Source organism: Orlajensenia leifsoniae (assembly GCF_004570845.1).
GTDB lineage: Bacteria > Actinomycetota > Actinomycetes > Actinomycetales > Microbacteriaceae > Orlajensenia > Orlajensenia leifsoniae.
This window is the reverse complement of record NZ_SPQZ01000009.1, coordinates 23,922-39,015: the sequence shown is the minus strand read 5'-3', so window position 1 is coordinate 39,015 and position 15,094 is coordinate 23,922. Positions and strand designations below refer to the sequence as shown.

16 protein-coding genes are annotated in these 15,094 nt (G+C 69.8%); 11 read left to right on the top strand and 5 right to left on the bottom strand.

The window, feature by feature from the left end:
- Positions 1-46 precede the first annotated feature (46 nt).
- Together E4M00_RS16925 and E4M00_RS16920 are read left to right on the top strand one after the other, a co-directional pair.
- Positions 47-271 carry a DUF3107 domain-containing protein gene (locus tag E4M00_RS16925; protein ID WP_056167140.1) on the top strand — a complete coding sequence of 75 codons (225 nt, stop codon included), beginning with the start codon at positions 47-49 and terminating at the stop codon, positions 269-271.
- A gap of 1 nt (position 272) precedes the next feature.
- Positions 273-584: a hypothetical protein gene (locus tag E4M00_RS16920; protein WP_193555607.1), complete on the top strand. Its 312-nt coding sequence runs from the start codon at positions 273-275 to the stop codon at positions 582-584.
- Positions 585-672: 88 nt separating this feature from the next.
- On the opposite strand, the gene E4M00_RS16915 is transcribed toward E4M00_RS16920, so the two are convergent.
- Positions 673-1,386, bottom strand: a complete 714-nt coding sequence (locus tag E4M00_RS16915) for a ferritin-like fold-containing protein (RefSeq protein ID WP_235483399.1) — start codon at positions 1,384-1,386, stop codon at positions 673-675.
- A gap of 117 nt (positions 1,387-1,503) precedes the next feature.
- Between E4M00_RS16915 and E4M00_RS16910 the strand changes: the two genes are divergently transcribed.
- A complete protein-coding gene (locus tag E4M00_RS16910; RefSeq protein ID WP_135121653.1) occupies positions 1,504-3,021 on the top strand; it encodes a DEAD/DEAH box helicase in 1,518 nt (505 codons plus the stop codon).
- Between the two features lie 102 nt (positions 3,022-3,123).
- On the opposite strand, the gene E4M00_RS16905 is transcribed toward E4M00_RS16910, so the two are convergent.
- Positions 3,124-3,999 carry a PHP domain-containing protein gene (locus E4M00_RS16905; RefSeq protein ID WP_135121652.1) on the bottom strand — a complete coding sequence of 292 codons (876 nt, stop codon included), beginning with the start codon at positions 3,997-3,999 and terminating at the stop codon, positions 3,124-3,126.
- 86 nt (positions 4,000-4,085) lie between these two features.
- Here E4M00_RS16905 and E4M00_RS16900 point away from each other — a divergent pair, with 86 nt between their 5' ends.
- Together E4M00_RS16900 and E4M00_RS16895 are read left to right on the top strand one after the other, a co-directional pair.
- Positions 4,086-4,313 carry an RNA-binding S4 domain-containing protein gene (locus E4M00_RS16900; protein WP_135121651.1) on the top strand — a complete coding sequence of 76 codons (228 nt, stop codon included), beginning with the start codon at positions 4,086-4,088 and terminating at the stop codon, positions 4,311-4,313.
- A 68-nt stretch (positions 4,314-4,381) separates the two neighbouring features.
- A complete protein-coding gene (locus E4M00_RS16895) occupies positions 4,382-4,771 on the top strand; it encodes an MmcQ/YjbR family DNA-binding protein (RefSeq protein ID WP_135121650.1) in 390 nt (129 codons plus the stop codon).
- A gap of 17 nt (positions 4,772-4,788) precedes the next feature.
- On the opposite strand, the gene E4M00_RS16890 is transcribed toward E4M00_RS16895, so the two are convergent.
- Entirely contained in the window at positions 4,789-5,358 is a 570-nt protein-coding gene (locus E4M00_RS16890; RefSeq protein WP_338033200.1) for a putative immunity protein, read from the bottom strand.
- Between the two features lie 680 nt (positions 5,359-6,038).
- Between E4M00_RS16890 and E4M00_RS16880 the strand changes: the two genes are divergently transcribed.
- Positions 6,039-7,070, top strand: coding sequence for an endonuclease/exonuclease/phosphatase family protein (locus E4M00_RS16880; RefSeq protein ID WP_135121647.1), 1,032 nt, complete (start codon positions 6,039-6,041; stop codon positions 7,068-7,070).
- Between the two features lie 62 nt (positions 7,071-7,132).
- The gene (locus tag E4M00_RS16875) at positions 7,133-8,719 is read left to right on the top strand and encodes an aminopeptidase P family protein (RefSeq protein WP_135121646.1); all 1,587 of its coding nucleotides are present in this window, start codon (positions 7,133-7,135) and stop codon (positions 8,717-8,719) included.
- 41 nt (positions 8,720-8,760) lie between these two features.
- On the opposite strand, the gene E4M00_RS16870 is transcribed toward E4M00_RS16875, so the two are convergent.
- Positions 8,761-9,351 (bottom strand): YflT domain-containing protein, encoded by a 591-nt coding sequence (locus E4M00_RS16870; protein ID WP_240037253.1) that lies wholly within the window; start codon positions 9,349-9,351, stop codon positions 8,761-8,763.
- A 93-nt stretch (positions 9,352-9,444) separates the two neighbouring features.
- Here E4M00_RS16870 and E4M00_RS16865 point away from each other — a divergent pair, with 93 nt between their 5' ends.
- The 4 genes from E4M00_RS16865 to E4M00_RS16850 are packed head-to-tail and all read left to right on the top strand — an operon-like array spanning position 9,445 to position 13,419.
- Positions 9,445-10,791, top strand: a complete 1,347-nt coding sequence (locus E4M00_RS16865) for a magnesium transporter MgtE N-terminal domain-containing protein (protein ID WP_135121645.1) — start codon at positions 9,445-9,447, stop codon at positions 10,789-10,791.
- Entirely contained in the window at positions 10,778-11,314 is a 537-nt protein-coding gene (locus tag E4M00_RS16860) for a DUF1003 domain-containing protein (protein WP_135121644.1), read from the top strand. The genes E4M00_RS16865 and E4M00_RS16860 overlap by 14 nt, the downstream gene beginning before the upstream one ends.
- Complete coding sequence (locus E4M00_RS16855; protein ID WP_135121643.1) at positions 11,304-12,491, top strand: Mrp/NBP35 family ATP-binding protein; 1,188 nt, start codon at positions 11,304-11,306, stop codon at positions 12,489-12,491. The genes E4M00_RS16860 and E4M00_RS16855 overlap by 11 nt, the downstream gene beginning before the upstream one ends.
- Positions 12,492-12,495: 4 nt before the next feature.
- A complete protein-coding gene (locus E4M00_RS16850) occupies positions 12,496-13,419 on the top strand; it encodes a hypothetical protein (RefSeq protein ID WP_135121642.1) in 924 nt (307 codons plus the stop codon).
- Between the two features lie 194 nt (positions 13,420-13,613).
- Here E4M00_RS16850 and E4M00_RS16845 read toward each other — a convergent pair whose 3' ends face one another.
- The gene (locus E4M00_RS16845) at positions 13,614-15,092 is read right to left on the bottom strand and encodes a pyridoxal phosphate-dependent decarboxylase family protein (RefSeq protein WP_135121641.1); all 1,479 of its coding nucleotides are present in this window, start codon (positions 15,090-15,092) and stop codon (positions 13,614-13,616) included.
- Between the last annotated feature and the right edge of the window lie 2 nt (positions 15,093-15,094).

The window sequence follows — 15,094 nt, the reverse complement described above, 5'->3', positions numbered from 1 at the left end:
GATCTGTCGTAACCTGAGCGAAGAACGCAACGAAAGGCGCTTACCTGTGGAAATCCGCATCGGCATCCAGAACTCCCCTCGTGAGATCAGCTTCGAGACCAGCCAGCCGGCTGCAGAACTCGAGGCGGCGGTCGCGTCCGCCCTCGCAGAGAAGACCGGCTACCTGAAGCTGCTCGATTCCAAGGGCACCACGTACATCGTTCCGACGGCGACCATCGCCTATGTCGAACTCGGAAGCGACGAGGCCCGTCGCATCGGATTCGTCGGCTGACATGGAGCTGCTCTTCGTCTTCCTCGGCGGAGCCATCTTCGGCACCATCGCCCGCTACACCCTGCCGCACCGCGATGAGCACGGTTCCGTGCTCGTCCCGGCCATCGGCGCCGTCGTGGCCTCGGTCGTCTGGGTCGCGCTGACCTGGCTGGGCTGGGCGTGGGACGGCGGCTGGATCTGGTGGGTGAGCCTCGGCGCCTCCGTCGTCGCCGTCATCGTGGCCGACCTGGCCATCGGTCGCCATCGCGTGCAGACGGATGCCGCCCTGCTGACGAAGCTCACGGGCTCGGCCGCCACGGCGACAACGCACTGACGCTCACCCGAGACGTAACGGCTGTCCCACCGACCGGTGGGACAGCCGTTCGCGTCTGAGTAGGCCGGAGTCTGAGGAGTCCGGCGCCTCAGGCCGTGAGGCCGAGGCTGTCCATGCGGCGCGTGTGAGCGGCGATGAGATCGGTGAACGCCGGCTCGATGCTCTGGTCGACGGGGCCGCGGGCATTCGCGTCGCGCAGCGCCGAACGTGCCACGAGCAGGGTGTCGCCGACGAGTCGGCGGCCCCACATGGCCAGCGGTGATGCCAGCTGGGGATCGGCGACGATCGCCGCCGCGAGGGCGTCGGCGACGACATCCGTTCGCGGACGACGCGACAGGATCGCCGCGACCCGGGATCCGACGCCGTCGGGGAGCGATCCCGACAGGCTGATGAAGAAGTCGTCGAGCATGCCCGCCGTGATGAGGTTCGTGATCATGAGCTCGTGCCAGGTCGCGCCCGTCGTCGCCGCGCGGAATGCGTCGATGGCCGGGGCGAATGGCGCCATGACGAGCGCCGGCTCCTCGTCGAGGGCGCGGATCTCCTCCGCCAGGCGGTGGTGCTTGCGCAGCGTGAAGCGGGCGGCCGTGCTGAGGCTCGCCTTGTCGGCCAGCGTCGGTGCCGTGGCCATGGCGCGGGCAAGATTCTCGAACAACTCGAGCTGGATGTAGGCAGCCTGCCCGAGGAAGGGAAGGGTCTCGGGGGTGAGCTCGCCGAACTCCACCTTCGTCGTCGCGACAGCGGCCACGCGGGGCTGCCGTCGAGGTGCCTCCGTGCGCCGTCGACCCTGCGGGAACCACTTCATCACGCTGACAGCCTAGTCAGGTGCGCCCGGATAGACTGATCGGGCTGCGGGCGATGGATCCCAGCCGTGCGCCTCTCATGAAAGGGCGCATTCCTCTTCAAGTACTGACAGGCACACGTGACTTTCGCAGATCTCCAGATCGACCAGGACATGGTCGACGCCCTCGCCACCCAGGGCATCATCGAACCGTTCCCCATCCAGGAACAGACCATCCCCCTCGGCCTCAGCGGCCAGGACATCATCGGCCAGGCGAAGACCGGAACGGGCAAGACCCTCGGCTTCGGACTGCCCATCATCCAGCGCATCGGCCTCAACCCCGAGCCGGGCGTGCAGGTTCTCGTCGTCGTTCCGACGCGCGAGCTGTGCGTGCAGGTCGCAGAGGACCTCGAGCTCGCCACCAGCAACCGCGCCACCTCGGTCGTCGCCATCTACGGCGGCAAGGCCTACGAGGGTCAGGTCGAGCAGCTCAAGGCCGGCGCCCAGATCGTCGTCGGTACCCCGGGCCGTCTCCTCGACCTCGCGCAGCAGCGCCTGCTCAACCTCGGCAACGTGACCGAGATGGTGCTCGACGAGGCCGACAAGATGCTCGACCTCGGCTTCCTCGCCGACATCGAGAAGCTCTTCGCCAAGACTCCGCCCACGCGCCACACCATGCTGTTCTCGGCCACGATGCCCGGCCCGATCGTGGCTCTGGCGCGCCGCTTCATGTCGAAGCCCATCCACATCCGTGCGACGGACCCCGACGAGGGCCTCACGCAGGCGAATATCAAGCACGTGGTCTACCGCGCGCACTCGATGGACAAGGACGAGGTCGTCTCGCGCATCCTGCAGGCCGAGGGTCGCGGCAAGACCGTCATCTTCACGCGCACCAAGCGCGCAGCGGCCAAGCTGGTTGAGGAGCTCAACGATCGCGGCTTCAACGCCGCTGCCGTGCACGGCGACCTCAACCAGGACCAGCGCGAGCGCGCCATGGCCGCATTCAAGGCCGGCAAGAAGGACGTCCTGATCGCCACGGATGTCGCAGCCCGCGGCATCGACGTCAACGATGTCACGCACGTGATCAACCACACGGTGCCCGACGACCACGACACCTACCTGCACCGCGCCGGTCGTACCGGCCGCGCAGGCAAGACCGGCATCGCCGTCACGTTCGTCGACTGGGACGACATGCACAAGTGGGCGCTCATCAACCGCGCGCTCGAGATGAACCAGCCCGAGCCCGTCGAGACCTACTCCTCGTCGCCGCACCTCTACAGCGACCTCGACATCCCCGCAGGCTCGAAGGGCCGCCTCAAGGCGACCCCGGTGAAGGAGACGGCGCCCCGCGCCGCAGCCGAGAACCGCGGATCGGGTCGACAGGGCTCCGGCTCGCAGGGTTCCGGCTCCGGCTCCTCCGAGGGCACGAGCAACCGCAACCGTCGTCGCACCCGCGGCGGCCAGGGCGCTTCGGGCCCGGGCGCATCGACCACGGCTCCTGCTTCAGTGTCGTCAGAGGCGACGTCGGATGCCGCATCCGTCGAGACGAATGTCGCAGCGGGCACCCACGACGGCCAGGGTCACGAGCACCACGACGGCAACAGCGCACCGCGCCGTCGTCGTCGTCGCGGCCCGCGTCCGACGTCGGCCCCGCAGTAGCGGTCACACCCGCTTCCACCCCGCCGCTCGCTGAGGCCCGGACGACGTCCGCGGCCGAAGCGCGCCGGGTGGGACGCTTCGGCCGCGCGCTGCGCGCGGGCCTCAGCGACCGGAGGATTCCGGATACACCGGCGCCCACCCCGTCGCCTCGGCGATGAGCTTCTCGAGCACCTCGGGAGCCGTCGTGTTCTCTCCGAGCATGTTCGGCTTTCCCGAGCCGTGCCAGTCGCTCGAGCCGGTGATCTCGAGGCCGAACCGCTTGGCCAACTCGCGCAGCCGCACCTTCGCATCGGGCATGTTCTCGCGGTGGTCGATCTCGAGGCCGAACAGGCCGTCGTCGACGAGTACCCGCAGCCGTGCTGCCGGGATCACGGCCTCCGCCCCTCGGGTTCCGGGATGGGCGAGCACGGGCACTCCCCCGGCCTCGCGCACCAGGCGCACGCCTTCGCGGGGGTCCGGCGCGTAGTGCGGCTGGTAGTACCCGCGTCGCCAGTGCAGGATGCCGGCGAAGGCATCCGACCGGTTCGGCGCATGCCCGCGTGCCACGAGGGCGTCGGCGATGTGCGGTCGTCCGACGGTGGCGTTCGGGGTGGTCTGAGCCAGGACGTCGTCCCAGGTGAGGTCGTAGTCCCGGGAGATGCGCCGCACGATCTCCTCGGCCCGCGTGAGCCTGGCGGCACGGATGCGCGCGGTCTCGATCTGCAGGGCCTCGTTCGCCGGATCGAAGAGGTAGGCCAGCATGTGCACGCTGGAGAACTGCACCTGCGTCGACAGCTCCATCCCGGGGATGAGAGTGATGCCGACCCGGCGGGCCTCATCGGAGGCTGCAGCCCATCCCGACGTCGCGTCGTGGTCGGTGATCGCCACCGTGCCGAGACCGGCCTCGGCCGCCTGCCGCACGAGCTGGGTGGGCGACTCGGTTCCGTCCGACACGCTCGAGTGGGCGTGCAGGTCGATCGGACCCCGGAAGAGCTGCATCCCCCCATGCTAGGACCGGGCCGTCGCCTCGCCCGACGCGGGTCACGAACTCCGGCTCACGGCACCCAGCCGACTAACATTCGGGGATGACGAATTCAGCCCCACCCGACGACGTCCCGATCGGCGGTGAGGTCATCCGCCTCGGACAGTTCCTGAAGTTCGCCGGGCTCCTCGACTCCGGAGGAGACGTGAAAGAAGCGATCGCCAACGGCTATGTCGCTGTGAACGGCGAGGTGGATCGCCGACGCGGACGCCAGCTCCAGTTCGGAGACGTCGTCAGCTTCGATGGACGCAGGGTCCGCGTCTGCCCGTGATGTCTCGAGACAGGGATACCCGCCCCGCTCTCGGAGACCCTGTCGGTAGCGCGGTATAGGTTCACACCATGGCCACCCTCCATGACCTGCGCAGGACAGCCATCGGATTGCCCGGCAGCGAGGAGCGCACGACGACGGGCGGCGCCGCCTGGTTCGTTCGCGGCAAGGTGTACGCGTGGGAGTGCCATCCGTGGCCGAGCATCCCCACAGACATACGAGAGATCATCGCGACCGAGCTCGTCGTCGGGGTGAAGGTCGCCGACAGCCTGGACGCGCTCGCCCTCGTCGAGATGGCACCCGATGTGTTCCTGCGCACGACGACCGCGTGGGGAGAGCCGAAGGTCGCGTTCCGCATGGCCGGCATCGACGACGATCATCTCGCCGAGCTCGTGACGGAGGCGTGGCGCGTGCAGGCGCCGAAGTACCTGCGGCGCGAGTTCGACGACCTCGGCCGTTGAGCCGATCCACGAACAGGTCAGTCGCGTGCCAGTTCGTCTTGGATCATCCGAATGTTGGAAGCGAGATCTCCTGAGGCCAACAGTCCAGGGCCGAGCGGACCTGCCGAGTCCTCACCCAGCGGGGGAAGCTTCTTGAGCGCAGCTCGGACAGCATCGCTCATGTGCGCAATCTGCCAGCGTGTCTCGTCTGCGGTCGCTGCCGCCTGATCCGAATCGGCCAGGCCGGCCGCTCTCGCGGCATAAGTAGCCGCGCCCAATGCGTGCGCACCCATGTGAGCCACGCCGGCAGCCTGTGCTGCAGCGCGAGCCGCTGCCACCGCCGCCGGCACCGTGGCCGCTGTGGCAGCCCGACCCGCGACGAATCGTCGTGTGATCTCACCGGCGGCATCGAGTTCACCGCGAGCGAAGGCGCGCGTGCGAGCGATGGCATCGCGGGGCCGGTCGTCTGCGGGAGCCTCGCTCTCGAAGATGGCGAGAACCCGTTCCGCACAGTCCGCTGCCCACCTCGCGACGAGCCGACGGTCGGCTTCACTCAGAGATTGCGGCGAAATCATGCCTCTACATTCCCATACGGCCGTGACAGGCATCCCTCCACCGCCTAACGTGTGCCTCATGGGCGATGGGGATGCCGGTGGCGCCGCGAGTGCGGCAAACCGACTCGGTGCGGCAAGCCGACTCGGTATGGCATATCGGCGCTGGGCGAGTGGTCGGCGATTGACTGACGTTACCGAGGTGTACGCCTGGGCGATGAGGAGCATCCGCCGACGGCGATATTGCATCGTGGTGACAGTGTCAGGCGGGATCAGCAGTGCGCGGGTCGTCGAGCCGTTCCGTCCCGACCGCCACGGGATCGTGAGATTCGGAACCGACCCGAGCAGCCGGAAGGTAAACGACATTCGAGAGGATGGGACGTGCCTGCTCGTCTACCAAGACAACCGACGCAGGTCCTGCGTGAGCATCGAATGCTCGGCCAGCATCGAGCCGCAGACGGCGCGGCCCAGGTTCAAGCCACTGTGGACTGCTTTCTGGCCGGATGGCCCCGGCCGCGACTACGTCGTCATCAGCTGCATCCCTCAGGCAATGGAGATCTGGGCCGGCTACGCGGTGATCGCCCCCGATCCGTTCGGACGCCGCTCACTGCGACTCGAGCGCCGTGACGGTGAATGGGTAGCGGCCACTCGGGACGGGTAGGGCCGCAGCAGGCCTGCCACCCGCTCGCGCGTGGCTGAGGCATCCGTCCAGCCTTCTCGCCTAGGGTGAGCTGGCCATGGTCGCCCGTCTCGTCGCCCCCGTCGTCGCCTTCGTCGCAGCCCTCGTGGCTCTCGTGCTGGTGTGGCCGGCACTGTTCGGCCTGCAGGATCAGCTCGTCATCGCCCAGCTCATCGCCTTCCGAGCCCTGATGGCCATCGGCGCGATCGGCGCCGTGGTCGTCCTGGCCCTGTTGGCCCTGGTGCCTGTGCTCCGCCGCACGGCCGTGCTGCTCGGCGTCGTGCTGCTGGCCTTCGCCATCGCGAATGCCGGCATCCTCGGTGCGCGCGGCTTCGCCCAGCAGCCGGCATCCGCCGCCCAAGCGTCGTCGGCCGACACCGTCACCGTGCTCAGCTGGAACACCCTCGGCGGATCCCCGGGCGCCGACCAGGTGGCCAAGCTCGCCCTCGATCATGGCGCCGACATCGTGTCGCTTCCGGAGACGACCGACGCCTTCGCCACCGAGGTCGCCGAACTCATGCGCGCAGGTGGCAGCCCGATGTGGGCGCTCGGCCTGTCATTCAGCGAGATCTACGAGGCCCGCTCGACCGCGGTGCTCATCAGCCCCGACCTCGGCGAGTACACGGTCGAGTCGGCCGGCGGCACCGGTCCGCCCGGAAACACCAACGTGTCGCCGACGGTGGTCGCCACGCCAGACTCAGGCGAGGGCCCGACGATCGTGGCCGTGCACGCCGTCTCGCCCCTGCGCGGCGAGATGACGAATTGGCGCAGCGACCTCGACTGGCTTGCGGCCCAGTGCGCCTCCGGCAGCGACGTGATCATGGCCGGAGACTTCAACGCCACCCTCGACCACATGATCGGACGGGGAACGGATGGCGGCGAGCTCGGCGCCTGCCAGGACGCCGCCGCCGCGAACAGTGCCGCCGCCCTCGGCACCTGGCCGAGCGAGATCCCCATGCCCCTCGGCGCACCCATCGACCACATCATGGCGACCTCGGGATGGACGGCGACCTCCTTCGAGGTGATCACGAGCCTCGATGCGCTGGGCAGCGACCACAGGCCGGTCGTGTCGACGCTCACCCGCTCCTGAGCAGGACAGCGCCAGCGGGTTCCCCTCCCCACGCGCCCAGCGAGCGGTGCGAGAATGGACGCATGGCCACGAGCACCGACACCTCTGTATCCGCCCGCCCCGAGACCGGCCTCGCCGAGACACCCGACGCGACCACCGAAACGCCCCGCGCCACGTCGAACCGGTCGACGACGCCGGGTTCCGAGGGATTCAAGGCGTACATCGGCGGCCAGTGGGCCGAACGCGTCGAGTCGGTGCCGCCGGCGCGCGAACAGGCCTCCTTCGCTGCAGAACGCCGTGCGCGCGTCTCGGCCGCCTTCCCCGGGCAGCGCCTGATCATTCCGGCCGGCAGCCCCAAGCAGCGCTCGAACGACACCGACTACGCCTTCCGGGCGCACTCGGCCTTCTCCTACCTCACCGGCTGGGGCTCCGACTCCGAGCCCGGCGCCGTGCTGGTCTTCGAGCCCATCTCCGACGGACACGACGTCACCCTCTACTTCCGGGAGCGCGCCGGGCGCGACTCCGACGAGTTCTACGCGAACCCCGAGATCGGCGAGTTCTGGATCGGCCCCCGCCCCTCCCTCGCCCAGGTCTCCGGCGACCTCGCCGTGAGCACGAGCGGCATCGCGGCCTTCGACGCCGTCATCCGTTCGGTCGACACCGCCACCCTCGTGGTGCGCGAGGCGGATGCCGCCATCGCAGAGCACGTGGACGACGCACGTCTGCGCTTCGCCGCGGAGCAGGCTCTCTCCACGAACGCCTCGGACAGCGCGTTCAGCATCGAGGTCGGCTCCGAGCACGCTCCCGACGCCAAGCTCGCCGAGGTGCTCAGCGAGATGCGGCTCGTGAAGGACTCCTACGAGATCGAGCAGATGCGCCTCGCCGTCGATGCCACGCAGCGCGGCTTCGAGGACGTGCTGGGCGAGCTCGAGCGCGCCACCTCGGTACAGCGCGGCGAGCGCATCGTCGAGGGAGTCTTCAACACCCGGGCACGGCTCGACGGCAACACCGTCGGCTACGACACGATCGCGGCATCCGGAGCCCACGCGACGATCCTGCACTGGACCCGCAACGACGGCGCCGTGAAGCCGGGCGAACTCATCCTCCTCGACGCCGGCGTCGAGGTCGACAGCCTCTACACCGCCGACATCACCCGCACCCTGCCGATCAGCGGCGAGTTCAGCGCCGAGCAGCGCCTCGTCTACGAGGCCGTGCGCGAGGCAGCGGATGCCGCCTTCGCCATCGTGCGCCCCGGCATCATCTTCCGTGACGTGCACGCCGCGGCCATGGAGGTCATCGCCAAGCGCACCGCCGAGTGGGGCTTCCTGCCCGTGAGCGCCGAGGAGGCGCTGAAGCCCGACAACGAGCACCACCGCCGGTACATGGTCCACGGCACCAGCCACCACCTCGGCATCGACGTGCACGACTGCGCACAGGCCCGACGTGAGATGTACAAGGACGGCGTGGTCGAGGAGGGCATGGTCTTCACGATCGAACCCGGCCTCTACTTCCAGACCGACGACCTCACCGTTCCGGCCGAGTTCCGCGGCATCGGCGTGCGCATCGAGGACGACATCCTGGTCACGGCGGACGGCGCCGAGAACCTCTCGGCGGGCATCCCGCGCACGGCCGACGAGGTCGAGGCGTGGATGGCGGCCAAGCGCGGCTGAATCAGGCCGGGCGCCACTGAGTCAGCTCGGGCGCTGCTGGATCAGGTCGGGCGCGGCTCGTCCACGCCCGGGTCCACCGGCACGGGGTCGCCGAACCCCGGCTCGGGCTGCGTCTCGACGACGGCTTCGGTGGCTGCGGCATCCGCGGCCCCCGAGAGCACGTTGCGAGCACGGTTGACCAGCTCGCCGTCGACGATCACCTGGTAGTTCGAGGCGATCACCTGCATGGTCGAGGTGAAGTCCCGGCGCCGGCGATTGACGCTGTAGGTCACGATGCCGAACAGCATGCCGAATCCGGCGCCGATGAGCACCGCGGCCACCACCAGCGCGAGGTTGACGCCGGTCGCCACGAAGATGAACATCAGGAGACCGAAGAACACGCCGAGCCAGGCTCCGGATGCCGCTCCTGCGAGCGCCGCTCGCGCGTACGTCATGCGTCCGGTGACGTTCTCGACCGTCTTCAGGTCGTTCCCGACGATGGAGAGGGACTTCACCGGGAAGTCGGCGCGCGCCAGCACGGCGACGGCGTTCTGGGCCTCGGCGTAGGTGTCGTACGTCGCCACGATCTCGCCGCGCGGCAGCACGGGCGACGCGGCCGGTCGGCGACCAGCGAAGGGGTTCTGGTTGCTCATGCTCTCGATTCTCCCACGCGTCACGACGGCGAGCCGGGAGCACGAACGAGAGCGGCGGCGGCCGAGGAGGGCTCGAGGGCATAGATTTGTCTCGTGAGTGCCACGAGAGTGTTCGTCGCCCGGCTCGCCGGGTGCGCCGTCTTCGACCCCGCAGGCGACAGGGTCGGCAAGGTTCGCGACGTCCTCGTGGTCTATCGACGGGCCGATGCCCCCACCGTCGTCGGCCTGATCGTCGAGATCCCGGGCAAGCGCCGCGTCTTCGTCTCCATCGGCCGCGTCACCAGCATCAGCGCCGGCCAGATCATCACCACCGGACTCATCAACGTGCGCCGCTTCGAACAGCGCGGTGGCGAGGTGCGCGTGATCGCCGAGATGCTCGGCCGTCGCGTGCTGTTCGCCGACGGTTCGGGCGAGGCGATCGTCGAGGACGTGGCCATCGAGGAGGCGGCTCCGAACGAGTGGCAGGTCAGTCAGCTCTTCGTGCGCCGCCCCAAGAGCGGCGGCTCCCCCTTCGCCAAGGGCACCACCGCGTTCGTCAGCTGGCGCGAGGTGCGCGAGAGCGCCGTCGTCGGCGAGGCGCAGTCCGCCGAGCAGCTCATCGCCACGTACTCCGAGATGAAGCCGGCCGACCTCGCGAACACCCTGCTCGACCTTCCGCAGGAACGCCGCCACGAGGTCGCCGAGGAGCTCTCCGACGGCAGGCTCGCCGACGTCCTCGAGGAGATGCCCGAGAGCGACCAGGTCGAGATCATCGGCCGCCTCGACGACGACCGCGCCGCCGACGTGCTCGACCAGATGCAGCCCGACGACGCGGCAGACCTCATCGCGCAGCTGCCGGAGGAGCGCGGCGAGCACCTGCTCGAGCTCATGGAGCCCGAAGAGGCCGACGACGTGCGCATGCTGCTGAGCTACGCGCCCGACACGGCGGGTGGCCTCATGACCACCGAGCCGATCATCGTGTCGGCCGATGCGACCGTGGCGGAGGGGCTCGCGCTCATCCGTCGCCACGAACTCGCTCCGGCCATCGGCGCTGCCGTCTGCGTGACGCTGCCGCCGTTCGAGCCTCCGACGGGCCGCTTCCTCGGCATGGTGCACTTCCAACGGATGCTGCGCTATCCGCCGCACGAACGCCTCGGCACGCTGCTCGACCAGGGTCTCGACCCCGTCACCGTCGACGCATCCGCCGCGGAAGTCTCGCGCATCCTGGCGAGCTACAACCTCGTGTCGGTTCCGGTTGTCGACGACAGCCATCGCCTCGTCGGGGTGGTGACCATTGACGACATCCTCGACTACCTGCTCCCTGACGACTGGCGGTCTCACGCCGACGACGACCACGTCTCGAGACGCGCGGCCGCCCGAGCGCAGCTGAAGACAGGCAGCATCCCGATCCAGGGCCAGCCTCAGAAGAACGGAAGGAGGAACGCCAATGGCACGCGCTAACCGATCCGACCAGCGTCTCGACGCCCCGAAGGGCCTGCGCAACTCTGCGAAGCGCAACCGCGCCTCCAAGGACCGCTTCGGGCGCTTCACCGAGGGCGTCGCCCGCGGCATGGGCACTCCCTGGTTCCTCCTCGGACTCTCCCTCTTCGTCATCGCCTGGATGGCGTGGAACACGCTCGCCCCTGAGGCCTGGCGCTTCGACTCCATCTCGCTCGGCTTCATCGCCCTGACGCTCGTGCTCTCACTGCAGGCCTCGTACGCCGCTCCCCTCATCCTGCTGGCGCAGAACCGCCAGGACGACCGCGACCGTGTGCAGATCGAGCAGGACCGTCAGCGGTCCGAGCGCAACCTCGCCGACACCGAGTACCTCGCCCGCGAGGTGGTCGCCCTGAGGCTCGCCATGCGCGACATGGCGTCGAAGGACTTCATCCGCTCCGAACTCCGCGTGCTGCTCGAGCAGCTCGACGAGCGCTCGGACGACCGCGACGACGAGACCATGAACGCCGAGCCGGATGCCCGCTGACCCGTCGACCGGAGCAGCTCTCGAGGGCCGCGTGCTGGCCGCGCTCGCGAGTGTCATCGACCCCGAGATCCGCAAGCCCATCACCGAGCTCGACATGGTGGGCGGTGTCGCTGCACGGGCTGACGGCGGCGTCGACGTCGGCATCAAGCTGACCATCGTCGGCTGCCCGGCCGCCGACCGCATCGAGCGCGACGTGATCGCGGCCGCCGAGGCCGTGGTGGGCACCGGGCTCGCATCCGTCGACGTCACGATCATGACCCGCGAGGAGCGGACGGCTCTCACCGAGAAGCTGCGCGGCGGCAAGGCGAAGCGCGGCATCCCGTTCACGGCGGAATCGCTCACCAGGGTCTACCTCGTGACGAGCGGCAAGGGCGGGGTCGGCAAGTCGACCCTCACGGCCAACCTGGCCGTCGCCCTCGCCGAGTCGGGCCTGCGGGTCGGCATCGTCGACGCCGACGTGCACGGCTTCTCGATTCCGGGCATCCTCGGGCTCGTCGAGACGGATGCCGCCACGGGAGTGCTGCGCGCGACGCGTCCGACGCAGGTGGGCGAGATGATCCTGCCGCCCGTCGCGCACGGCGTGAAGGTCATCTCCATCGGCATGTTCGTCGAGCCCGGAGCCGACGGCGCCGGTGTCGCAGTCGCTTGGCGTGGGCCGATGCTGCACCGCACCATCCAGCAGTTCCTCACCGACGTCTACTTCGGCGACCTCGACGTGCTGCTGCTCGACCTTCCGCCCGGGACCGGCGACGTGGCCATCTCCATCGGGCAGCTGCTGCCGCACGCCGAGGTGATCGTCGTGACGACCCCGCAGCCGGCCGCTGCCGACGTCGCCGAGCGCAGCGCCCTCGTCGCCCGCCAGACGGGTCAGCACGTCTACGGAGTGATCGAGAACATGTCGGGACTGCCCCAGCCCGACGGGAGCGTACTCGAGCTGTTCGGTTCCGGTGGCGGAGCCGAGGTCGCCCGACGCCTCTCGTCGACCGGAACCGACGTGCCGCTGCTCGCGCAGATCCCGCTCAGCATCGCGCTGCGGAGCGGCGGCGACACCGGCGAGCCTGTCGTGCTCGCCCATCCGGAGGAGCCGGCGAGCCTCGCCATCCGAGCCGTCGCCGACTCCCTGGCCACTCGCTCACGCAACCTGGCCGGGCGCCAGCTCCCCTTCTCGCCGCGGTAGCAGCATGGCTCGAGAGCGCATCCGACCCGCACCTGCCCTCGCGGCGGCGGTCGCGCTCGTCGCCGTGGCGGCAGGTGCAAGCCTCGCCGGGTGCTCCGGCGCCGGGCCGACGCCGTCTGCAGCAGCCTCTGCGGCTGCGGTGTCCTCGTTCAGCGTCGAGGCCGCCGTCGTGCAGGGACGCACCGACTACACGCGCGGGGTGTTCTCGATGGCGATCACCAACACCGGGGCCGAGCCTCTCACCATCCTCGACGCCGTGTACTCGTCTCCGCGGTTCGCAGAGGCCGCCGAGCGCACGGGCGACCCCGTCACCCTGGTCTCCGGGCAGCGCATCGACCTGCGGGCGCCCATCCCGCCCCTCGCCTGCGACGCCGCAGCGGCCGACGGCACCGGCGAGATCGGAACCATCGATCTGACGGTGACGGATGGCTCCCCCGACGCCGCGCCGACAGAGCTGTCGCTCGTCCCGACCGACCCGAACGAGACCGTGGACAGGCTGCTGCGTGAAGGCTGCCTCGTGCACGATGTCGACGCCGTCGTGACAGTCGCCCCGCCCCCAGCACTCCGCGTGGAGGGGACCGGCGCCGAGGGCCAGGCCTTCATCGACCTGACGTTCACGCCGACAGGTGCCGACGGGAGCGCCACCTTCACGGGCGTGCGGTCGACCACCCTGATGTCACCGGCCGACGGCGCGGACGGCTGGCCGCTCGGTTTCACCGTCGATGCCGCATCCGGGGTGCGCGACGTCACCCTGCCGATGCGGCCGACCCGCTGCGATCCGCACGCCCTGGCCGACGACAAGGTCGGCACGGTACTCGTGATCGACGCGACGACCTCGACGGGTCGAGAGGGTCGCTACCTGCTGCCGCTGCCCCCAGCCGTTAAGGCGCAGGTCTACGAGTACATCACGGTGGTCTGCGGCGACTGAGGGCGACCCCCTCGCTGCGGTGAAGCGGAGGAGACGCAGCCGTCTCCCCGCTCGCAGAGCCACAGACGCGCAGCAGCTGCCGCGTCCCACCCGCTCGCAGAGCCACAGACGCGCAGCGGCTGCGGCGAAGCGGAGGGAGACACGCTCCCGTCGCTCTGCGAGCGGAATCGTGGGCGCACCCTGGTGTCAGCCGATCAGACAGGCTCCACCAACCGCGCCAGCAGCTCGGTGAGCAGGCGCTCGGCCAGCGCCGGCGGCAGCGCCTCGATGAGGGCGAGCAGCGGCGCCAGCGCAGACGGGAGGCCGGCGCCATCAGCGCCGATGCCGACCGCGGCGAGCAGCCCGGCGGCCTGCTCCGAGTCCGGCAGCGCGCCACCGAAATTCTCGAGCACCGGGCCGAGCGCCTCGATGATGCCGTCGGCCGAGGCCTGCGGCACACCGCGCACCTCGTCAGCGGCTTCGACGAGGGCGGCCGTGAGGGCCGGCAGCTGCGCCTCGGTCACCGGTGTGATCGTCAGGTGCGTCGTGTGGGGTACCCGAGTGCCGTCGGCCTGGCTGAGGCCCGGCTGCAGCTGGATGATGAAGCCATGCCCGCGAACGGCATCCGCCCACTGGTGCGGGTCGACCCGACGGTCCGCCGGAACGCTCTCGTCGACAGCGGCGGCGAACAGCGGGCCGACCGGGTCTCCGACCACGCGCAGTCCCTCGATGCCGTTCACGACGGCGACGAGAGCGTCCGTGGCGCGCTCGGCCTGCGCGGTGAGCTCGGCGAAACCGGCCGTGCCCAGCGCATTCACGATGGCCCAGGCCGCCGCGAGCGGTGCGGCCGACTTGGAGCCGAGCATGGTCGGGTTCACGACCGGGTAGCCCATCCAGCGCGTCGTGGCGAAGTACTGCATGCGCTGCCTGTCGCGTCCGCGCTGCAGCAGCACCGACGCACCCTTGGGCGCGTAACCGTACTTGTGCAGGTCGGCCGAGATGCTGGTGACGCCGGGCAGCCTGAAGTCCCATGCCGGCAGATCTCCCCCGCGCCACCACGGCAGCGCGAAGCCGCCGATGCAGGCGTCGACGTGGCAGGCGACACCGCGCTCGGCGGCGAGGGCCGCGACCTCGGCGATGGGATCGAAGGTGGCGGTCGGGTACGAGGGCGCACTCACGACCACGAGGGCGACGGATGCATCCAGTCGGGCGGCGATCGCATCGACGGCCGGAGCCCCCGTCGCCGGGTCGACGGGCACCAGGTCGAGCTCGAGGCCGAAGTAGTGCGCCGCCTTGTGGAACGCCGCGTGCACGGTCGTCGCGGCGAGCAGCCGGGGAACCCCGGTGCCCCCGGCCGCACGCCAGACGTCGCGAGCGGTCTTCACGGCGAGCAGGCAGCTCTCGGTGCCACCGGTGGTGATGGTTCCGACGACGTCGGTGTCACCGTGCAGCACCTCGCGGGCGAAGCCGATGAGCTCGCGCTCCATCACCCCGATCGAGGTGAAGGTGGTGGGGTCGAGGCCGTTCAGCGGCTGCACGGCTCGGATCGCGGCTGCTGCGAGCTCGTCGAGCTCGGCCAGCCCCGAGTCGTAGACGTAGGAGAGCACGCGCCCACCGTGGGTCGGGGCATCCGCCCGACGGAGTTCAGCCAGTCGGTCGAGGATCTCTGTCGGGTTCTGGGCGAAGGCGGTCACGC